The 20,173-nt window shown below is 34.6% G+C and carries 21 protein-coding genes; 15 read left to right on the top strand and 6 right to left on the bottom strand.

Features of this window, described 5'->3' with window-relative positions; translation table 11 throughout:
- Positions 1–60: 60 nt before the first annotated feature.
- The 9 genes from J2Z80_RS07640 to J2Z80_RS07600 all read left to right on the top strand — a co-directional run bounded on the left by J2Z80_RS07640 (position 61) and on the right by J2Z80_RS07600 (position 7,846).
- Positions 61–339, top strand: a complete 279-nt coding sequence (locus J2Z80_RS07640) for an ACT domain-containing protein (protein WP_209453851.1) — start codon at positions 61–63, stop codon at positions 337–339.
- Between the two features lie 31 nt (positions 340–370).
- The gene (locus J2Z80_RS07635; RefSeq protein ID WP_209453882.1) at positions 371–1,735 is read left to right on the top strand and encodes a PFL family protein; all 1,365 of its coding nucleotides are present in this window, start codon (positions 371–373) and stop codon (positions 1,733–1,735) included.
- Between the two features lie 88 nt (positions 1,736–1,823).
- Entirely contained in the window at positions 1,824–2,318 is a 495-nt protein-coding gene (locus J2Z80_RS07630) for an RNA polymerase sigma factor SigX (RefSeq protein WP_209453881.1), read from the top strand.
- A gap of 3 nt (positions 2,319–2,321) precedes the next feature.
- On the top strand, positions 2,322–3,464 hold the full coding sequence (locus J2Z80_RS07625; RefSeq protein ID WP_085112775.1) for a DUF2275 domain-containing protein: 1,143 nt from the start codon (positions 2,322–2,324) through the stop codon (positions 3,462–3,464).
- Positions 3,465–3,468: 4 nt separating this feature from the next.
- Complete coding sequence (locus J2Z80_RS07620; RefSeq protein ID WP_209453850.1) at positions 3,469–4,374, top strand: ABC transporter ATP-binding protein; 906 nt, start codon at positions 3,469–3,471, stop codon at positions 4,372–4,374.
- On the top strand, positions 4,368–5,222 hold the full coding sequence (locus J2Z80_RS07615) for an ABC transporter permease subunit (protein ID WP_209453849.1): 855 nt from the start codon (positions 4,368–4,370) through the stop codon (positions 5,220–5,222). Before J2Z80_RS07620 ends, J2Z80_RS07615 begins: the two co-directional genes overlap by 7 nt.
- A 46-nt stretch (positions 5,223–5,268) precedes the next feature.
- Positions 5,269–6,087: a LuxR C-terminal-related transcriptional regulator gene (locus tag J2Z80_RS07610; RefSeq protein ID WP_209453848.1), complete on the top strand. Its 819-nt coding sequence runs from the start codon at positions 5,269–5,271 to the stop codon at positions 6,085–6,087.
- A gap of 176 nt (positions 6,088–6,263) precedes the next feature.
- Positions 6,264–6,812, top strand: coding sequence for a hypothetical protein (locus J2Z80_RS07605; protein ID WP_209453847.1), 549 nt, complete (start codon positions 6,264–6,266; stop codon positions 6,810–6,812).
- A 107-nt stretch (positions 6,813–6,919) separates the two neighbouring features.
- Positions 6,920–7,846: a DUF4367 domain-containing protein gene (locus tag J2Z80_RS07600; RefSeq protein WP_209453846.1), complete on the top strand. Its 927-nt coding sequence runs from the start codon at positions 6,920–6,922 to the stop codon at positions 7,844–7,846.
- Here the strand turns inward: J2Z80_RS07600 and menA are convergent.
- Both menA and J2Z80_RS07590 read right to left on the bottom strand, forming a co-directional pair.
- A complete protein-coding gene (gene menA / locus J2Z80_RS07595) occupies positions 7,835–8,779 on the bottom strand; it encodes a 1,4-dihydroxy-2-naphthoate polyprenyltransferase (RefSeq protein WP_209453845.1) in 945 nt (314 codons plus the stop codon). The genes J2Z80_RS07600 and menA overlap by 12 nt on opposite strands.
- Positions 8,780–8,859: 80 nt before the next feature.
- Positions 8,860–9,258 (bottom strand): DUF1284 domain-containing protein, encoded by a 399-nt coding sequence (locus J2Z80_RS07590; RefSeq protein ID WP_209453844.1) that lies wholly within the window; start codon positions 9,256–9,258, stop codon positions 8,860–8,862.
- A gap of 72 nt (positions 9,259–9,330) precedes the next feature.
- Between J2Z80_RS07590 and J2Z80_RS07585 the strand changes: the two genes are divergently transcribed.
- On the top strand, positions 9,331–9,492 hold the full coding sequence (locus J2Z80_RS07585; RefSeq protein WP_013787058.1) for a CDIF630_02480 family spore surface protein: 162 nt from the start codon (positions 9,331–9,333) through the stop codon (positions 9,490–9,492).
- A gap of 32 nt (positions 9,493–9,524) precedes the next feature.
- Here the strand turns inward: J2Z80_RS07585 and nifJ are convergent, their stop codons facing one another.
- A complete protein-coding gene (gene nifJ / locus J2Z80_RS07580) occupies positions 9,525–13,043 on the bottom strand; it encodes a pyruvate:ferredoxin (flavodoxin) oxidoreductase (protein WP_209453843.1) in 3,519 nt (1,172 codons plus the stop codon).
- A gap of 207 nt (positions 13,044–13,250) precedes the next feature.
- Here nifJ and J2Z80_RS07575 point away from each other — a divergent pair, with 207 nt between their 5' ends.
- Genes J2Z80_RS07575 through J2Z80_RS07560 form a run of 4 tightly spaced genes read left to right on the top strand, consistent with a single transcriptional unit; the run spans position 13,251 to position 16,918 of the window.
- On the top strand, positions 13,251–13,868 hold the full coding sequence (locus J2Z80_RS07575; RefSeq protein WP_209453842.1) for a TetR/AcrR family transcriptional regulator: 618 nt from the start codon (positions 13,251–13,253) through the stop codon (positions 13,866–13,868).
- A 3-nt stretch (positions 13,869–13,871) separates the two neighbouring features.
- Positions 13,872–15,020, top strand: a complete 1,149-nt coding sequence (locus J2Z80_RS07570) for an HlyD family secretion protein (RefSeq protein ID WP_209453841.1) — start codon at positions 13,872–13,874, stop codon at positions 15,018–15,020.
- A 13-nt stretch (positions 15,021–15,033) separates the two neighbouring features.
- Complete coding sequence (locus J2Z80_RS07565; protein WP_209453840.1) at positions 15,034–15,777, top strand: ABC transporter ATP-binding protein; 744 nt, start codon at positions 15,034–15,036, stop codon at positions 15,775–15,777.
- The gene (locus J2Z80_RS07560; RefSeq protein ID WP_432422709.1) at positions 15,755–16,918 is read left to right on the top strand and encodes an ABC transporter permease; all 1,164 of its coding nucleotides are present in this window, start codon (positions 15,755–15,757) and stop codon (positions 16,916–16,918) included. Before J2Z80_RS07565 ends, J2Z80_RS07560 begins: the two co-directional genes overlap by 23 nt.
- A 14-nt stretch (positions 16,919–16,932) precedes the next feature.
- On the opposite strand, the gene J2Z80_RS07555 is transcribed toward J2Z80_RS07560, so the two are convergent.
- Positions 16,933–17,490: a hypothetical protein gene (locus J2Z80_RS07555; RefSeq protein ID WP_209453839.1), complete on the bottom strand. Its 558-nt coding sequence runs from the start codon at positions 17,488–17,490 to the stop codon at positions 16,933–16,935.
- Positions 17,491–17,790: 300 nt separating this feature from the next.
- On the opposite strand from J2Z80_RS07555, the gene J2Z80_RS07550 reads away from it, so the two are divergent.
- Entirely contained in the window at positions 17,791–19,068 is a 1,278-nt protein-coding gene (locus J2Z80_RS07550; RefSeq protein WP_209453838.1) for a uracil-xanthine permease family protein, read from the top strand.
- Positions 19,069–19,118: 50 nt separating this feature from the next.
- Here J2Z80_RS07550 and J2Z80_RS07545 read toward each other — a convergent pair whose 3' ends face one another.
- Together J2Z80_RS07545 and J2Z80_RS07540 are read right to left on the bottom strand one after the other, a co-directional pair.
- Positions 19,119–19,454 carry a phage holin gene (locus J2Z80_RS07545; RefSeq protein WP_209453837.1) on the bottom strand — a complete coding sequence of 112 codons (336 nt, stop codon included), beginning with the start codon at positions 19,452–19,454 and terminating at the stop codon, positions 19,119–19,121.
- Positions 19,455–19,459: 5 nt separating this feature from the next.
- Complete coding sequence (locus J2Z80_RS07540; protein WP_209453836.1) at positions 19,460–20,113, bottom strand: N-acetylmuramoyl-L-alanine amidase family protein; 654 nt, start codon at positions 20,111–20,113, stop codon at positions 19,460–19,462.
- Positions 20,114–20,173: the final 60 nt, after the last annotated feature.

Below are 20,173 nucleotides of genomic sequence, written 5' to 3'. Positions count from 1 at the left end.
GTATTGCATGCAAATTTATCATATAGTATACTATGTACAAACGTGGAAGGAGTGTTTTTTATGAGTGAACAAAAGGCCATAATATCCGTAATTGGAGTTGACAGAGTAGGAATAATTTATAATGTTTCAAAATTATTAGCTGAAAACAACATCAATATCCTAGACATCAGCCAAACTATTTTAAAAGATATTTTTACAATGATCATGATAGTAGATATAAAAAATTCCACAAATGACTTTAGCATATTGAAAGAAGATCTTAAAAATTTAGGCGAAAATCTCGGTGTTAAAATCGACATTCAAAAAGAAGACATATTTAGAGCAATGCACAGATTATAGACATGATGTTTTATTGAAAGGAATGATTGAAATGGGCTTTGCTTTTGAAGAAATAGAAGAAACTATAAGGATGGTTCAATCGGAAAAGCTTGATATAAGGACTATAACCATGGGCATAAGTTTAAGGGATTGCTCGGGAGATACTGCAAACACAATTGCTGAAAAGATCTATGATAAGATCACAAGAAAAGCCGAAAATCTTGTAAAAGTAGCCGAAGAATTAGAATCTGAATTTGGCATTCCTATTGTCAATAAGCGCATATCTGTGACGCCTATCGCCATCGTGGCAGACAATATTGAAAAAGATGATTTTATTAAAATAGCATTGTCACTTGATAAAGCCGCAAAAAATGTTGGGGTAAACTTTATAGGCGGATATTCTGCTTTAGTACATAAAGGATTTACAGATGGCGACCTAAACCTTATAAATTCAATCCCACAAGTTCTCAGTGAGACAGAAAGAGTTTGTTCATCTGTGAATGTAGCAACGACTAAAGCAGGCATAAACATGGATGCGGTAGCTTTGATGGGAAAAATCATAAAAGATACGGCGTATCGAACAAAAGAAAATGACGGCATAGGTGCTGCAAAGCTTGTAGTATTTTGCAACGCGCCAGAAGACAATCCATTCATGGCAGGCGCTTTTCACGGCGTCGGTGAAGGTGAATGCGTCATAAATGTAGGTGTAAGTGGACCAGGTGTGGTATTAGCAGCTCTTTCAAAACTTCCAAAAACCGCCGATTTCGGGCAAATATCTGAGACCATAAAAAAGACGTCATTTAAGATCACCCGTGCTGGTGAACTCATAGGGCGTCTTGCAGCGCAAAGATTAAATACATCATTTGGAATACTCGACTTGTCTTTGGCTCCGACACCAGAAATAGGTGATAGTATAGCAAACATACTTGAGTCAATGGGACTTTCAAAATGCGGTTCTCATGGTACAACGGCTGCATTGGCCCTTTTAAATGACGCCGTAAAAAAAGGCGGTGTCATGGCATCATCATACGTTGGAGGCTTAAGTGGTGCATTTATACCTGTAAGTGAAGACGCCGGAATGATAGAAGCTGTTGAAGCGGGTGCCTTATCACTAGAAAAACTAGAAGCCATGACATGTGTATGCTCTGTAGGCCTTGATATGATAGCAATTCCGGGTGATACGCCTTATGAGACTATATCAGCCATAATAGCCGACGAGATGGCAATAGGCATGATAAACAAGAAGACGACTGCTGTAAGAATCATTCCAGCACCCGGCAAAAAAGAAGGTGACTATGTAGAATTCGGGGGTCTTTTAGGCCATGCACCGGTAATGAAAGTAAACAGCTTTTCACCGAAAGATTTCATAAATAGAGGCGGCAGAATCCCTGCACCGCTCCACAGCTTAAACAATTAGTGCTAAGCATGAAATAAATTTTCATGCTTTTTTTATGTCACAAAATTAACCTCTGATGTGTTTATATAGTGTAAGTCTCATGTGGGAGGTGTTCAAAATACTTGATTCATTCAAAGATATCTTTGAAAAATACTACTCTAAGATCTATCGACAAATAGCTCTTATCATAAATGATGATGACAATGCACAAGACATTGCACAGGAAGTTTTTATCAAGTTAATTAAAAACCCTCCCCACAGCGATGAAAATATAGGAGGCTGGTTGTCGAAAGTGGCTATTAATCAAGCACTAAACTTCATCCGCTCAGAAAAGAACCTTAAGTCAAGGGAAATAAAAGTATCTCAGTTTAATGACGATTTGATATCACCTGAGGACATAGCAATTGAAAAAATAGAGATAGACAAAGTTAGAAAAGTTTTGTCTAAAATGGATAAGCGAGATATGCTTTGTCTCGTGCTGAAACACTCAGGTTACAGTTATGAAGAAATTTCCATATCACTTGGAATAAAAAAATCGTCTGTTGGAGCAACTGTAGCAAGAGCCCATAAGAAATTTAAAGAGCTTTATGAAAAGGAGGTGTAGCACATGTGCTTCGATGAAGGAATATTGCAATCATACTTAGACGGTGAAATAGATGAATCACTAAAAGAACAGCTAAAAAAACATCTTGATACATGCGAAAAGTGTTCAGCCAAGCTTAATGAGCTTAAAAATTTAAATAGCTTTTTAGATAACGCCTTAAAGACGAGTTCCATCGATCTCAATGAAGCGTGGGAAAATCTAAATAAAAAGATCAATAAAAAAGAAAGAGGTGTATTTAATATGTTTAGAAAATACAAAAAATATATAGCAGTATCCGCTGCGGCAGCAGTAATTGCAGCATCAATAGCATTGCCACCTGTTCAAAAAGCAGAAGCCGAGATTTTAAGCTTGTTTAGACTTAATAATTTTAAGGCTGTAGCAATAACACCTGATGATTTACAAGATATAAAAAATAAATTCTATCAAGCAGGAAATAAAGAAATCGACCTAAAGCAGTACGGCGATATTAAAGTAATTGGTGACTATGGTTCATCCAAAGAAATTAGTAAAAACAACTTGGATAAAATAAAATCATATGTTGGCTACAATTTTAAAATCCCTCAAGATGTGGACAACTTCAAATTAAGAGACAGCATTTATGTAGAAAAAGGCCAAACTGTTGAATTTAAATTAAATGTAGATAAGATAAATAATCTAATAAAGACATTCGGAGGAAATAAGCTGCTGCCAGAGAACTTAAATGAAAAGACATTTAAAATAATTTTAGGCAATAGTGTGCATATATCTTCTATAGATAAAAATGAATCAGATTCTCCAAAAAATATAAGCTACGGACTTGATATAATGAAAACCCCTGAAATAATCGTACCAGATGGTGTCGATATTGAAAAAGTAAGAGATGCTGTCATAAATATGCCATTCATTCCAGACGACATTAGAAATCAAATAGCCAGCATAAAAGACTGGAAAACCACAATACCATTTCCTGTGTCAGATACAGATGATATAAAAGATGTTACTATAAACGGCAGCAAAGGAATTGTAATATCAAAAAAATTCCAAGGTTCCGATATTTTAGAGGTATATTCAAATCTTGCATTAAATGATAATGGTGTAATATATTTGTTCAGCGGAAACAATATTTCACCAGATGAGCTTATAAAAATAGCAGAATCAATGAGGTGATGAAATGATACTAGAGACTCAAAACCTTACAAAACAGTTTAATGGTAAAGGCGGATTTAAAGATGTAAATATTTCTATCGATAGTGGCATGGTTTTTGGATTCCTCGGTCCAAACGGTGCTGGAAAAAGTACATTCGTAAAAACTATGGTGGGGCTTTTATACCCCACCTCTGGTTTTGCTTGGATCAATGGCTTTCCCATCGGCACTATAGAATCAAAAAGAAAAATTGGATTTCTTCCTGAAAACTTCAAGTACTACGACTGGATGACAGGAAAAGAATTGATGAAATTTCACGCAGAATTATACAAGATAAAAAACTCAGATAAAAAAATTGAAAAGTTTCTTGATCTGGTTAAGCTTAAAGGGCATGAAAATAAAAAAGTAAAAAATTACAGCAAAGGGATGCAGCAAAGGATAGGACTTGCCATTGCTCTTTTAAATGATCCGGAAGTAATCTTTTTAGATGAACCCACATCAGCCCTTGATCCTGTTGGGCGCATTGATGTAAGAGAAATAATAAAAAGGCTAAAAGATGATGGTAAAACAGTCTTTTTAAACAGTCACTTATTAAGTGAAATCGAAATGATCTGCGACGAAGTCGCAATTATAAATCACGGGCATGTGATAGCCGAAGGAAAGCTTAAAAACCTATTAAGCAAAAATACCTATGTAGAGATGGTTATATCAGATTATAATAGCGAATTAATCGAAAAGATTTCTAAGTTAGCATATGACGTTGCATTTAAAGATGGCAAACTTACATTTAAAGTAAAAGACAAAGACAGTATTCCTGAGATTGCAAAAATTGTGGTAGATTCCGGTGCAAAACTGTATCAATTGGATTCAAAAACAAGTTCATTGGAAGATCTGTTTATAAATATAGTTGGAAAGGATGAGGATGTATGCTGACAATAACAAAATACACTATCAAGGAGATGATTAAAAAGCGTGCATTCCTCCTAATTGCAATACTTACAGTAGGATATCTTTTTATTTATGGCTATGGATTAAGTTTAGCTTTTCATAACAACAATCAAGTTATAAACAATACGCCAAACATAGCTAAGATATTACTTGAATCACAGCTTCTCTCAGCAGGGCTTTACTTTTCAAATTTTATAATCGCATTTTTGATAGTACTTACATCTGTAGGTGCTGTGTCAGGCGATGTTGAAAGTGGTGCTATATATGCCTTACTGTATAAACCTCTAAAGAGGCATGAATACGTGCTTGGCAAATTTATAGGGCTTAGCATAATTATCACTGTATATAGCACATTGTTGTTTCTTTCAGTAATAGGACTTAATATCGCTTTTGGCACGAAAGTATACTTAGGATTAGGAAACGTCTTCCGTGCATTATTCTTTTTTGACCTTGGTCCAGTAGTCCTTTTATCATTAGTAGTCGCCTCAAGTTCAATAATGTCAACTGTAAATACAGGTGTTTTAGCTGTCATGACATACGGCATCGCAATGATAGGTGGCATTCTCGAACAAATGGGATCATTTTTCACAGATGCGACAAGTCAAGGTCTTTCAAATGTTGGTATTATCACAAGCTTAATTTTACCTACAGATGTGATATTTAGAAAGATGAATGCAGAGCTTCTCACTCAAAATACAGGCTTAAGCTTTCTTGCCCAAGGGCCTTTTGGCGGTACTTCACAGCCAAGTCCTGCCATGTTTGTGTATATCGCCTTCTATATCTGTTTTTTGCTGTATTACGGAACAAGGAAATTTGAAAAAAGGGATTTGTGATGTGGACATTAATAAATAAAAAATTAAACTGTGGAGGGTAAAATTTATGAAAAGTATACTGTCTGTTGAAAAAAGATGTGAAGAATTAATTAATTCATACGGAGAGTCATTACTCATAAATGTAAACCCAAATATAAAGTTCTTTGACAAAGTACTGTCTAATGAAGAACTTGCAATACGTAAAGACAAAAATAAGCACATAATCTCAATAATAGAAAATTTAATAAGGAAAAATCATATATATGACAACTTAGTAAAAAAAGGTTATTTTTTTATAATATGCGATACAGATGGTTATGTGGTTAAGTTAATATATGATGAACAGCTAAAAAATTACTTTGATGCATTGCACTTTACGGAAGGTATTAGCATGAGACTTAAAGATTGTGGTACAAATGCAATTAATTTAGCTATAAAAACGAATAAGCAAGTTGAAATAAATGGAAAAGATCATTATTGCAGATTATTCAGTAATTGGTACTGTACTGCAGCACCTATCATAGATTACTACAGTGAAGAAATAATTGCATACATTGACATGTCTGTAGTAAACAAATCATACAACAAACTACGAAATACTATATTAAGTAATATCTCAAATTATATTGAAGAAATAATTATGTATAGACATGAGATTTATGCTACTATCAACAGTAGACTAAGTCTATCAGATAAATTGATTTTAACATATTTAGCAAATAGCTTGAATAGAAAAGAAATTATTAAGGAAATGAATATATCTGAAGCTACACTAAGAAGGTATATTGAAAAATTAAAAATCAAGTTAAAAGCACAAAATGATATTGTTTTAATTTTAAACGCCATAAATGCCGGTATTTTAGATACTTATGGAAATATACTGTAATAAAAATAATTACATTTTTGAGCGAAATCGCTTAAACTTACGACATAGTTTGACATATATTGATAAAAAAATCGGCGAATTCAATAACTTCTCAACTGCATGATTAGAATATATAATATTAATTGAACATATGAATGGCCATTCTGAGTTCAATAATAGTTGAAGGGATGGTTTAAATGAAAAAGTTAGTATCAATTTTGCTATGTTTAGTGTTACTTATGTCAACATCGGTTGCACTTGCATCGGATAATTTAAATAAAAGTACTGCAGATTCTATAATAACTGTTAATCCGCAGAAAGGAGATGTCCAAACGAACAATGCTAATTCCATTGAGCCTCAAACAGCATATAATTATTCAATACCTAACTTCTACCTAGTAAAAGGCGAAGTGGCTTGGACGACGCAAAGTGGAATTGGCTTTTATTCTGATGGATCAGATCTTCCATTTTATGAGGACGATTTCCATATTTCTTTTAAGGCAAGTGGAAATCCCGTCAATTTATTCTTAGGTGTATACAAAATAGATGACTATGTAAACCACAGGACTGAAATAGAAAAAGATCCGACAAAATATGTGATTAGTTATAACATTATATATTCTGCTGGTGATCATAAAGTGAATTTTATGAATTTACCAAAAGGAAAATATGTATTTCTTTGGAAAAATATGAATAGCAGTAATTCTAGAATTGATATAGCAAATGCCGTACTAACTAGTGATTAAATTGTTTAATTTATGTTTCATTTTACAAAAATAGCAGATAAGAAATAGCGGATATTTCTTATCTGCCTCATTTTAATACCATAAATACATAGAAAGGAAATTAATTTATGATTAAAAAACATAGAAATATATTGATAGGAATAGGATTTGCTGTTGTTATAGCATTGTTGTCCATATTTCTAAATACTGGGAATTTTTTAAACAATTTAAGAACATATGATTACCGGACTGATTACATATCACCTGAATATTTTAATAAAATAATGTTGCAATTATCTGAAGATGGAAATAAATATATTGATCTCAAACAATTAGGGTATTTAAGGGTAAATAAAGATGATAAAGAAAAAAAATATGAATATAAACTAAGCGATTTATACAAGCTCAAATCTGACGTAAATTATAATTTCAAACTGCCACAAAGAAATAACATTCTGAGTAATCTTAATAAGATAGAAAGTAGTATTTATGGAAATCAAATAATCGAATTTAATTTAAATATAGATGCTATTAATAAACTTATAAAATCATATAAAAACAATAATGTATTCCCAGAAAACTTAAAAGGTAAAAACTTCAGAATAGATTTTTTTAAAATAGTATATATTCACATGGATAATAGTAATGAATATAATTTTCCGGGTTCAATAAATTTTAGCTTTGAAATTAGAAAAATTCCAAAAATAGACGTTCCAGCTGGAGTTGATAAAAACAAAGTTAAATACGCTGTATCAAGTTTGCCTTTTTTACCGTATTATTTAAAAAGCCAAATCGCAGGTACAATAGATCTAAAAAATTTATTAGACATACCAGAATCAGCAAAAAGAGAAAAACTGGATTACACCACAATTAATAAAAATAAAGGTATTATAGTGTCGTACTATTTAAAAGATGCAAATGCTTTAAATAAAGACAAAGAAAAAAGCGTGAAATATCTCCAAATAGTCTGGATAGAAGATGATATTATATACCAAATGGAAGCAGCAGGTATTTCAGAAGAGCAATTATTAAAAATAGCAGAATCAATGAATTAATCCCAGCCCTATAGCGATTATCTCTATAACATTCATAATCAAAAAGTTTTTAACAGACAATGGAAATGTATCTTTCTTTGTCTGGACTTTGTAAAATTTTCTTATGTTTTTATTTACAGGCACAAATGTCAACAATACAATAAGCGTCAACAATGGCAGCACCTTTAAAATCACAAGGACCACAATGTCAATGTATGAAATATAGTATAAAGCCTTAAACAATTTTAGGGCTTTTTCTTTTCCTATGTAAATAGGCAGTGTATAGCGCCTGTTTTCTAAATCGTCCTCAATGTCGCATATGTTGTTTGCCAACATGATATTGGCAATCCCCATCACCGCCGGTAACGACATGAAGAAAATTTTTAGTACAACAAGCACATTAAACCATACATTCAAAATGCCATCGCTGTATGTAACATAAGCTATATTTTTGTCGTACACATGGATAAAAACAGATAAAAATACAATTACAAAGCCCATAAAAAATCCTGAAAAGATTTCTCCCAGTGGCATCCTGGATATAGGTATAGGTCCAAATGAATACAAAATACCAACTGCAAATGACATCATGCCAATCAAAAGCACTACTAAATTTGTGCGCAAATAAAGTATAAATCCTGAAACAGACGCTATAAGAAGAAGTACAACTATAGTTATTAAAACGGTTGACTCAGATAAATTATCCCTTACAATTGCGTTGTGTTTCTCATAATTATACCCGTGAGTTTTATTTGCCTTTTTGTAGTCCATATAGTTATTAATTGCGGTAGTAACCATATCAAACGATATTAGGGAAATAAACATAATTAAAAAATTAACAACTTTGAATTCATGAAAAGCATACAGTGCATATACAGTTCCCAACATAAACGGTGTCATGCTGGCAGCCTTCGTCTGTATCTCAACTAATTTTAAAAAACTCCTTACTGTCATATTATTTCCACTTCCTCCTTTTTTCCTTTTGATTTTATTTTAACATCAAATCACAATTAAAAAAATACCAATATTTCTAATCATCTCAAATTTTTCAATCCATCCACACAATATCCATATCCTTTCCAACTACAATTACGACATATATCATTCATAATATCCTCAGTCATAAATAACTTTATATTGGTCGCAATCTCGCTATATTTCATGGATTCTCCGGGTCTTATTTGAATGACTTTGAGTACAGCATCATCCATCTCTTTAATGCTGTCTCTATGATGTTCATTTTTGCACACGCCAGATAAATTATTGGGGCATTTCTCGCAAATGTTATCCACACTATCCACAAGCTTTATCAACACATCATCGTCATTTTTAAGCTTTTCAACGATTTTATCCATGTTTTTGATAAATTCCTCATCATATCCCAATCCTTTAAAGCCTAACATACACAAAAGATGATGACCTCTTATAATCATGTAAAAACCCCCTAAAATTTGCATAATAAAATAGTACACAATGATTATACTACATTTTAAGGAGTTGATATTATGATAAGAAAAAGCAAAAAATATTATAAAGAACCTATTGAAAAGCATGAAACAGCCTCATGGGCGAATATTAAAGAAAATGCCAGCAAGGCAAAAGTACCTATCCCAAATGAAATAGAAGTCATAAACGCAAAAGAATGGGTAGATGAAAACGAAAAGTAAAAGTATGGCCTCAGCAACCGAGGCCATACTTTTTAAAGTTGTGAAAGAGACTTGTAGATTTCAAATCTTTCTTTTGCGTCTTTTGAAGACTCATCATACAGCTTTTGCGCCAAATCCGGGAAAAGTGTTTCTAATGATGAATACCTTATTTCGCCTTTTAAGAAGTCTATGTAAGACGCTGTCGGTTCTTTCGAATCCAATATAAATGGATTTTTCCCTTCGTCTTTAAGCTCCGGATTGTACCTATAAAGGTGCCAATATCCCGCATCAACTGCCTTTTTCTCTTCTTTAATGCTTGTACCCATTCCTGATTTTATACCGTGATTTATACATGGAGAGTAGGCGATTATAAGTGAAGGGCCTTTATATTTCTCCGCTTCAGCAATTGCCCTCACCGTATGATTCATATTTGCACCCAAGGCAATCTGAGCCACATAGACGTATCCATAGCTCATAGCCATCAAACCTAAATCCTTCTTCTTTATTTTTTTGCCGGATGCTGCGAATTTTGCGATAGCTGCCGTAGGCGTAGATTTTGACGACTGACCGCCGGTATTTGAATAAACTTCGGTATCCAGCACAAGCACATTTACATCTTCTCCAGATGCCAACACATGATCCAATCCTCCAAAACCTATATCATAAGCCCATCCATCACCACCTATTATCCAATGGGACTTCTTGACAAGGTAATCTTTCAGTCTGTATATCTCCTGTACTATTTTATTAGATTTTAAATTTTCACGGCTAATTATATTTATGATTTTACTTGATGCAAGTTGAGATGCTTCACCATCATCCTTATTGTTTAGCCATTCTACAAAAGCATTTTTCAATTCATCAGGTATCTGAGTTTTAAGTGCTTCAGAGATTAATTCTCCAAGCCTTTGCCTTATTTTCTTGTTTGCCAGGTATATGCCATATCCGTACTCTGCATTGTCCTCAAAAAGAGAATTTGCCCACGCAGGTCCTTTGCCTAAATCATTAGTTGTATATGGTATTGATGGTGCACTTCCGCCGTATATTGAAGAACACCCTGTGGCATTTGCTATTATCATCCTATCGCCAAACAACTGCGTCAATAGCTTTATATAAGGAGTCTCTCCACAGCCAGGGCACGCTCCATTAAATTCAAAGAGAGGCTTAGAAAACTGGCTGCCTTTCAATGTAGCCTTTTCCATCACATTATCTTTTGGCTTAATCTTTACAGCAAACTCCCAATTGTCAACTTGATTTTCTATTTCTCCCTCTGCTGGCATCATCACAAGTGCCTTTCCAGGTGCTGGGCACACATCCGCACAGTTGCCACATCCTGTACAGTCTAAGGGACTTACCTGAATGCGATACTGAAATGCTTCAAGCCCTCTACCTACCGCTTTTTTGGTCTCAAAAGTAGACGGTGCATTTCTCACTTCTTCATCGTTTAACAAAAACGGTCTTATAACAGCGTGAGGACATACCAATGAGCATTGGTTGCACTGTATGCATTTTTCTATCTGCCACTGTGGAATCATTACAGCTATGCCACGCTTCTCGTATGCTGTTGTTCCCAATGGAAATGTACCGTCTTCCATGCCTGAAAAAGCACTTACAGGCAAATCATCGCCTTCATTTTTGGCCATAGGTTTTTGTATTTTGGTCAAAAATTCCGGTTCGTCTTTGACAAAGCCTTCATTTTCAATGGCATTTTCCCATGAAGCCGGAATATTCACTTTTCTCAAGGACTCCAATGTCTTATCAACAGCTTTAATGTTCATATCGACTATATTTTGCCCTTTGCTGCCGTAAGTCTTTTGTATTGATTCTTTTAAGTACCTAATGGCATCTTCAAAAGGTATTATATTGATAAGTTTAAAAAACACCGTCTGCATTATCATGTTTATCCTACCGCCTAAGCCTACTTCTCTTGCAATAGATATGGCGTCAATTGTATAAAAATTTATCTTGTTTTTGGCAATGTATCTTTTCATAGATGCTGGAAGTTTTTCGTCAAGTTCTGATTCACTCCAAGGGCAGTTTAAGACAAGGGTTCCACCGTTTTTTAGTCCTTTTAAAATGTCGTAGTTGTAAATAAAAGACTTGTTATGGCATGCTATATAATCGGCATGATACACAAGATAACTGGATTTTATAGGCTTCTGGCCAAATCTCAAATGAGATATGGTAGTTCCTCCTGATTTTTTGCTATCATACTGAAAATAACCTTGCACATAAAGATTTGTATTATCACCGATTATCTTTATGGCAGATTTATTTGCGCCAACAGTTCCATCTGAGCCCAAGCCATAAAATTTGCAGCTTACAGTTCCTTGCGGCACAGTTTCTATTAATCTGCCTGCATCTAAAGACGTCATCGTCACATCATCTTTTATTCCTATCGTAAATCTATCTATCGGATTGTACTTTTTAAGGTTTTCATACACTGCTATGATTTGCGAAGGAGTCGTATCTTTTGAACCTAAACCGTATCTGCCTCCTGCGATTATAGGTTTATCTTGTTTGCCAAAAAATGCTTTCACCACATCAAGGTATAAAGGTTCGCCGATAGACCCAGGCTCTTTTGTCCTGTCTAATACAGCTATCCTCTTGACTGTGCTTGGGACAGCATTTAAAAAGTGCTTTTCTGAAAACGGTCTGTAAAGCCTAACTTTTACAAGTCCAACTTTCTCACCTAACCCCAAAAGATAATCAATCGTTTCTTCAATTGTCTCACATACAGAACCCATTGCTACTATTACGTATTCAGCATCTTTTGCTCCGTAGTAGTCAAACAAATGATACTCCCTACCTGTCAATTCTTTTATTTTCTCCATATAAAATGAAACTACATCTGGTACCTTTTCATAAAATTTGTTTGATGCTTCTCTTCCTTGAAAGTATATGTCAGGATTCTGAGCAGTTCCTCTTACCACCGGGTGTTCAGAATTTAGCGCTCTATTCCTGAATTCATTTATTGCATCATAATCTACAAGCTTTTTTAGGTCCTCGTAATCAATCACTTCAATCTTTTTTATCTCGTGGGATGTCCTAAAACCGTCAAAGAAGTGCAAAAATGGCACTCTTGACTTGATTGCGCTAAGATGTGCAATGCATCCTAAATCCATCACTTCTTGAACACTGTTTGATGCAAGAAGTGCAAAACCTGTCTGCCTGCATGCCATCACATCCTGATGGTCTCCAAAAATTGATAGAGCGTGTGCGGCAATTGCTCGAGCACTTACGTGAAAAACGCCAGGTAAAAGCTCACCTGCAATTTTATACATGTTTGGTATCATAAGGAGAAGTCCCTGTGATGCCGTGTATGTAGTCGTTAAAGCACCACCTTGCAAAGATCCATGTACTGCTCCTGCAGCACCTGCTTCTGATTGCATCTCTACCACTTTGACAGTATCCCCAAAGATATTTTTTTTACCATGTGCAGCCCATTCGTCAACACTTTCCGCCATTGGTGATGATGGAGTGATGGGATATATGGCGGCAACCTCTGTAAAAGCGTATGATGCGTACGCTGCGGCAGTATTTCCATCCATAGATTTCATTTCGACAGTCATAAATATTTAACCCTCCTCAATATAATAAGTTTGAATTTTGCTAAAATTAGTATTTCATAAAAAATGATTATCATACACATTAGTGACAGTTTGTTTATAAACTTAATACACTTTGATAGTACAATCTAAATTTTGTCATATTGACAATTTTTTCATAGTAGAATATAATAAATAAAAATGAGTGAGCACTCACTTGGAGGTGTATAAATGAAAAAAGATGACATTTCAACAGAAGAAAAGATCATAAACGCGTCAATAGAACTTTTTAGCGAAAAGGGATTTGACAGCACAAAGACAAGCGAAATTGCCAAAAATGCAGGCGTCGCAGAAGGAACTATATTTAGGTACTTTAAAACAAAAAAAGATATACTTATGTCCATCGTCACAAAAGCAATCCAATTTTTTTCTGAAAAGTTCATCGTATTGCCTCTAAATAAAGTTCTTCACTCTGAAAAGCCAGAAGAAGAAATTCTCGCAGATTTACTGAAAGACAGGTATGAAATGATCTCAAAAAATTTTTCAATAATCAAAGTGATAGGCACAGAAGCATTGACGAAAGAGAAAATACGCGAAAAACTGGTGGAACACATTGCAATAAAGACATTGGAAATAGGAGAAGAATTTTATCAGAATGGCATTGAAAAAGGCATATTTAGGGATTTGCCTCCACGTACTGTTGTCCGCTCGCTTTTTGGCTCTATAATGATGCTTATAGCCGAACAGCAATTTTTCCCCCATGACAAAAAATCAAAAGATGTGGACAAAGAAATCAGCACAATCGTGGAGATCTTTATGAATGGCATAAAATCGAGAAAGGAGCAGTAGTCTATGAAGCGTTTAATGGCGTTTATAGTATTATTAGTCATATCAATATTCATCGTTTCGGGATGTTCAAATACAGCTTCAAATGAAAATGTATACTCTGGAACAATTGAATCAACAACGGTAAACGTTCAATCAGAAATTTCTGGGCGCGTGGAAACAGTTAAAGTACAAGAAGGAGATGCAGTAAAAAAAGGTCAGATATTAGCATACATAGATATAAAAGAATTACAAGACAAAGAAAAACAAGCAGAAGCTGCTGTAGAAGCTGCGCAAGCACAGTATAGTAATGCAAAAGATACTTATCTATTACAAGAAAAAGTAAATGAAGCTGATATTCAAGCAGCACAAGCATCTCTTAACCAAGCAACTGCACAATATAACAAAGTAAAAAATGGCGCTCGTGCACAAGAAATAGAACAGGCAAAAGCCAAACTTGATGAGGCAAAAGTAGCACTCGATGTTGCAGAAAAGTCATATAAGCGTACAAGTCAGCTTCTCGAATCAGGTGCAGTATCGCAACAGACATTAGATGAAGTAAAGGCTAAGTATCAAGCTGCAATTGATGACGTTCATTATGCCGAAGAAGCATTAAGTCTTATACAAGAAGGAGCACAGCCAGAGGACATTCAATCAGCAGCAGCGGCTGTTGAGCAAGCTAAGGCTGCAATTATGAAAGCTGAAGCAGGTAAGCTGCAAACAGCGACTGCTGGTGAAACAGTCAAGGTAGCCGAAGCAAACTTAAATGCTGCAAAAGCAGCTTTAGATGAGGTAAAAACGAATATCGAAAATGCCACAATAAAAGCACCATGTGATGGAATTATAACAACCAAATATGTAGAAGAAGGTGAAATCATAACTTCTGGCGGAAATATAGCTGAAATATCTGATCTAAGCAATCTTTGGATTAAAATATATGTCCCAGAAAAATACTTGTACAAAGTATCCCTTAATAAAGATGTTACCATAAACGTAAGTTCCATTAATAAGAAAATAAGCGGTAAAGTCGTGTACATTTCTCCAAATGGCGAATTTACGCCCAAAAATACTACTACAGAGTCTTCAAAAGAAGACATAGTTTATGAGGTAAAGATACAAATAAAAGATAATGTTAAAGAGTTAAAACCTGGAATGCTGGCAGATGTGACTATATGATGAAGGTGATAAAATGGAATACGTTATAGAATTAAAGGATTTGACCAAGCGCTTTGGCAACATCACTGCCGTGGATAAGCTTTCAATTAAAGTTCCATCAGGTAAAATCTTCGCTCTATTAGGTCCTAATGGATCTGGAAAGTCAACAACGATACGAATGATATGCGGAATAATAAAACCCACATCTGGTCACGGCACAGTCCTGGGCTTCGACATTGTAAAGGAAAGTGAAAAGATAAAGAAGTCTATCGGATACATGTCACAGAAATTCAGCCTTTATGAGGATTTGACTGTTAAGGAAAATATGGACTTTTACTCCAGCATATATGGACTTGACAAGAAAGAAAAAGTCAAGAGAGAAAAAATCATAATTGACATGATGGAATTACACAATCGCGAAAATCAGATAGTCGGCACACTGTCTGGCGGCTGGAAACAAAGATTGGCCCTCGGATGTGCCCTTTTGCACAATCCCAAATTCATCATACTTGATGAACCAACATCAGGTGTAGACCCTGTCTCAAGGAGACTTTTCTGGAACACAATAAAAAAACTTACATCAGAGGGGTTATCTGTATTAGTCACAACACACTACATGGAAGAAGCTCAAGAAAGCGATTTTGTCGCATTCATGTTTAACGGCCATCTTTTGACGTTTGGCACACCTTCAGAAATCATCAGAGAAAACAATTCAAACAACCTCGAAGATGTCTTTATAAAATACGTCAATGAGCATGGCGGTATGGACAAATTGTAATGAAAGGATAGTAGATATGAGTATTTCAAGGCTTTTTGCCATAATAAAAAAAGAATTTATACAGATAAAAAGAGATAAGCCAAGTTTAGTCATATCAATAGTAATGCCTCTTGCTATGCTTTTTCTCTTCGGATACGCCGTCTCTACAGAAGTAGATCATATACCAATGGCAGTATTCGATCAAAGCAAGACGCAGGAAAGTCGAGATTTCATAAATGCATATAGAAATTCACTGTACTTCAATCCTGATTACTACGTAGATAATATTGATGAGCTCAACAATCTGATAGATACAGGAAAAGTAAAGGCGGGACTTATCATTCCGCCAGATTTCTCACAATATAAAAACAAGATGACAAACGTACTACTTAAAATTGACGGTTCCGATCCTACAACAGCCAGGACTGCACTATCCAGCGGTATAATGGTTGCTCAATACTTCTCAAACAAAAATACAGAGAAAGAATTAGCAAAGAAAGGTATGCACATACCTAATATAGGCATAGACTTAAGTACAAAAGTCGAATACAACCCTGATTTAAACACATTGACATTTACAATACCTGGACTTTTAGGATTAGTAATGCAGAACATAACGATAATATTGACGGCTTTTGCCTTAGTAAGGGAAAAAGAAAAAGGCACAATGGAACAGCTTATTGTGACGCCTATAAAGTCAGTAGAGCTTATGATAGGAAAATTGATACCATATATTCTAATCGGATATACTGATTTTCTGATGGTTCTTGCCTTAAGCATTTATTGGTTCCGCGTTCCTGTAAATGGCAGCATATCTTTACTGCTTCTTTTAGGCTTTGATTTTATAATATGCGCTCTCGCTATAGGTATGCTTATATCGACAGCAGCAAAGACTCAAACGCAGGCAATGCAAGGAGCTTTTATGGTACTGTTGCCTACAATAATTTTATCGGGCTTCATATTTCCAAGAGAACAAATGCCTTCTGTCATAAGAGCTATAAGTGATGTCATTCCACTCACATATTTTCTCGACATATTGAGGGGAATCATAATAAAAGGAATAAGCGCAAACATATTATTAAACCAAATCATAATTATGACATCTATGGGATTTGCATTGCTCTTAATCGCCGTATTAAGATTCAGAAAGAGGCTTGACTGAGCCTCTTTCTGCAATTATTTGGCATTAATAAACTTAGATGAAATATTATTCATAACTTCGTATATTCTTGATGTACTTTCAAGTCTTGGATATTTCAAATTTACAAAGTTTGATTCCTTAATAAATTTAAGATATTCATTAAATAAAATATCATATTTATTTGACATATCTTTTATATAACTTTCATCCTGTACATTAACTTTATTATTATGTATATCACTAATAACTTTATCTGTTGCTTCTTTTATGTTATGAAGGAAACCATATTCAAAATATCCAACATTTTTACTATTTAATTTACCTTTTAAAATATATAAATTATTATATTGAACAAAATGTTCTAAATTTTTATAACTATCTTCTATCAATTGTTCATCATGAAAATCCTTAAATTTCACATTTTCTAAAATTGCTCTATTTTCATCCATTAGATTTGCATAATAGTAAAGATAAACCAATTCATGTTTGTAGATGAAATATTTAGAAATTATTATTGATGATAAAATTATTATCAATATATTCATCAATATAAATAAATATAATAACTTTTTATTTTTTAATTTAATTATCATAAATCCACATCCAATCAAAAATCTTTACATTTTTATTTTAAAATATTTTTCAAATCATTCCAATAAAAAATTCTTGTAATCCTTAGACGTTTAATACACTTTTGTTTTAACAGCATAATTGCAACTTTAAAATATCATATAGACAATCTTATTTTTGTATGTTATAATTTTTGTAGTTTAATAAGACCCTTTAAAATTAGTCCAGTGAGGCTAAAAAGGAGGAACGATATTGCTGCATATCTATATGTTTATCCTCCTTGAGAGGGTTTTTTTATGCCAAAAATTAAAGGAGGAATCGTCATGAAGAACAAATTTTACGGTATACAAGATGTACCGCCTATCAATGAAGCTGTCCCACTGTCATTCCAGCATGTTTTTGCAATGTTTGGCGCAACAATACTTGTACCGCTTCTGACAGGATTAGACCCCGCCGTAACATTGTTTACATCAGGACTTGGCACATTAATATTTCACTTAATGACAAAAGGAAAAGTTCCTGCATACTTAGGTTCATCATTCGCATTTATCGCCCCTATAATAGCAGCGACAAAAGCTTACGGCGTAAGAGGAGCTTTCACAGGCATGATAGCCGCAGGGCTTGTGTACGTGGCAGTTTTCATAATAATAAGTTTGACCGGCATAGACTGGATTGAAAGGATTCTTCCATCTGTTGTAGTAGGTCCAGTTGTAATGATTATAGGTTTAAGCTTAGCACCAACAGCTATACAAGAGGCACAAAAAGATTTGCCTACGGCTTTAGTTACAGCCGCACTTGTCATTATTTTCAGCATGTTTGGAAAAGGATTCATGAAAGTTATACCAATCTTATTAGGAACCATCGGCGGATACATCTTCGCCATATTTAGAGGTCTTGTAGATTTTTCTCCGGTCTTAAAAGCATCGTGGATTGCTGTACCGAAATTCTCATTTCTTGTCGGTCATTCACCTGTGCTTGCATGGGGTGCTGTGACACTTATTGCACCATTAGCATTAGTCGCTATAATCGAAGATTTAGGTCACGTCCTTGTAATAGGAAATATAGTCGATAAAGATTTGATAAAAGATCCAGGTTTCCATAGAGTGATGCTGGGAAATGGCTTAGCAACGTCAATAGCCGCACTGTTTGGCGGTCCACCAAGTACGACGTATGGAGAAAATATAGGCGTATTAGCCATGACAAAAGTATACAGCTCAAGAGTCATAGAAGGTGCCGCTGTCATAGCGATACTTCTAAGTTTTATCCAGAAGATAGGCGCACTTATACAAGTCATACCGCAAGCTGTAATGGGCGGTGTCACCATAATCCTATTTGGAATGATTGCAGCCGCAGGTATCAGGACATTAGTGGAGAATAAAGTCGATTTTTCTGACAGCAGAAATTTGATAATAGCATCAGTCATTTTGACTCTCGGTGTTGGCGGCATCAAAATAGGATCAGGAAATTTCGTGTTTGAAGGCGTCGGCCCCGCAACATTGGCAGGCATTATCCTAAACTTAGTTCTTCCTAAAATCAAACTTGCAAAGTCGAAAGATGAAAAATCCAAAGTTAAAAACGACAGCGTCATTACACAAGCGTAAAAAACAACTGCTGCAAGACTACGCTAATATAGCTTGCAGCAGTTATTTTTTTAAACTTTTTTGCTTGTGGTGCTAAGCCCCTTTAGATTTAATACGTAGTTCATCTCAAACACAGCAGCTTCAATTAATTTATCTATTTCTTCATCCGTCAGCTTGTTTCCCACTATTTTCTTTATTAGGTTTACCGCTTCTGCTTTTTTATCAGCACCATTTCCCGCACCAAATTCCTGCTCTACTCCCCTTACAATCATTTTCGCTAACTCGAAATACCTTTTTGTCTTTTCAGTGCCTATCTTTGAATACAAATAATTTATGACATAGCCTAATGTAGCAAGTATCACCAATTGCAGCCCTGCTGTCAATATAGTCATAATAAGATCTTTCATTTCCTTTAACCCCCTATAATTTTTAATAATGCACCTGCAATATCTTTCCACTTTACATAACTTTCTGGATCGTAGTAATCAGAGATTATGCCCATTTGATGAAGTTTTTCTATATCATTGGAACCATTCGTCTGCTTTAAACCTACAGTATTTAATATTCCATTTGAAATAGATGCAGCGTACAGATTTTGTTTATTCAAAAGAAGGTCTAAATCATCCTTATTTGTTATAAACCCTAATTCAACTAATATGGAGGGCATGCTCGTATGATGTAATACGTAGAAATTGGCCGTTTTTACACCTCTATCTGCTGTTTTTAAATTTGTCACAATAGCTTGCTGCACACCTTTTGCCAATTTTGCTCCAGAAGTGCTTCCGGGATATGAATAAGTCTCCGTTCCTTTCGCAGAAGAATCTTTAAAACTGTTACAGTGGATTGAAACAAAGTAATCTGCATTGTTTTTATTGGCAATATCACACCTCTCGCTAAGCCCCAACGTTATATCTTTATCTCTTGTCAATATTACATCTACACTGTTTGCTTTTAAGACGTCCCTTAATTTAAGAGATACGCTTAAGTTTATATCTTTTTCAAAATAGCCATATCCTATAGCACCACTGTCAGAACCGCCATGGCCAGGATCTACAACTATTAACAATTATTCATCACCTCCTATTGTATTTGCCTCTCCTTATAATATGTTTTTTAGCAAAAAAAT

Origin of the sequence: Thermoanaerobacterium butyriciformans (assembly GCF_017874545.1) — a bacterium.
Classification (GTDB): Bacteria; Bacillota; Thermoanaerobacteria; order Thermoanaerobacterales; family Thermoanaerobacteraceae; genus Thermoanaerobacterium; species Thermoanaerobacterium butyriciformans.
The sequence above is the reverse complement of the archived record's forward strand: the minus strand, read 5'-3'. Positions and strand labels throughout refer to the sequence as shown.

What these genes read in the sequence shown, in the direction of transcription:
- J2Z80_RS07640 (WP_209453851.1), top strand. Translation starts at nt 61, where the DNA reads ATGAGTGAACAAAAGGCCATAATATCCGTAATTGGAGTTGACAGAGTA.
- J2Z80_RS07635 (WP_209453882.1), top strand. Translation starts at nt 371, where the DNA reads ATGGGCTTTGCTTTTGAAGAAATAGAAGAAACTATAAGGATGGTTCAA.
- J2Z80_RS07625 (WP_085112775.1), top strand. Translation starts at nt 2,322, where the DNA reads ATGTGCTTCGATGAAGGAATATTGCAATCATACTTAGACGGTGAAATA.
- J2Z80_RS07620 (WP_209453850.1), top strand. Translation starts at nt 3,469, where the DNA reads ATGATACTAGAGACTCAAAACCTTACAAAACAGTTTAATGGTAAAGGC.
- J2Z80_RS07615 (WP_209453849.1), top strand. Translation starts at nt 4,368, where the DNA reads ATGCTGACAATAACAAAATACACTATCAAGGAGATGATTAAAAAGCGT.
- J2Z80_RS07610 (WP_209453848.1), top strand. Translation starts at nt 5,269, where the DNA reads ATGAAAAGTATACTGTCTGTTGAAAAAAGATGTGAAGAATTAATTAAT.
- J2Z80_RS07605 (WP_209453847.1), top strand. Translation starts at nt 6,264, where the DNA reads ATGAAAAAGTTAGTATCAATTTTGCTATGTTTAGTGTTACTTATGTCA.
- J2Z80_RS07600 (WP_209453846.1), top strand. Translation starts at nt 6,920, where the DNA reads ATGATTAAAAAACATAGAAATATATTGATAGGAATAGGATTTGCTGTT.
- menA (WP_209453845.1), bottom strand. Translation starts at nt 8,779, where the DNA reads ATGACAGTAAGGAGTTTTTTAAAATTAGTTGAGATACAGACGAAGGCT.
- J2Z80_RS07590 (WP_209453844.1), bottom strand. Translation starts at nt 9,258, where the DNA reads ATGATTATAAGAGGTCATCATCTTTTGTGTATGTTAGGCTTTAAAGGA.
- J2Z80_RS07585 (WP_013787058.1), top strand. Translation starts at nt 9,331, where the DNA reads ATGATAAGAAAAAGCAAAAAATATTATAAAGAACCTATTGAAAAGCAT.
- nifJ (WP_209453843.1), bottom strand. Translation starts at nt 13,043, where the DNA reads ATGACTGTCGAAATGAAATCTATGGATGGAAATACTGCCGCAGCGTAC.
- J2Z80_RS07575 (WP_209453842.1), top strand. Translation starts at nt 13,251, where the DNA reads ATGAAAAAAGATGACATTTCAACAGAAGAAAAGATCATAAACGCGTCA.
- J2Z80_RS07570 (WP_209453841.1), top strand. Translation starts at nt 13,872, where the DNA reads ATGAAGCGTTTAATGGCGTTTATAGTATTATTAGTCATATCAATATTC.
- J2Z80_RS07565 (WP_209453840.1), top strand. Translation starts at nt 15,034, where the DNA reads ATGGAATACGTTATAGAATTAAAGGATTTGACCAAGCGCTTTGGCAAC.
- J2Z80_RS07560 (WP_432422709.1), top strand. Translation starts at nt 15,755, where the DNA reads ATGGCGGTATGGACAAATTGTAATGAAAGGATAGTAGATATGAGTATT.
- J2Z80_RS07555 (WP_209453839.1), bottom strand. Translation starts at nt 17,490, where the DNA reads ATGATAATTAAATTAAAAAATAAAAAGTTATTATATTTATTTATATTG.
- J2Z80_RS07550 (WP_209453838.1), top strand. Translation starts at nt 17,791, where the DNA reads ATGAAGAACAAATTTTACGGTATACAAGATGTACCGCCTATCAATGAA.
- J2Z80_RS07545 (WP_209453837.1), bottom strand. Translation starts at nt 19,454, where the DNA reads ATGAAAGATCTTATTATGACTATATTGACAGCAGGGCTGCAATTGGTG.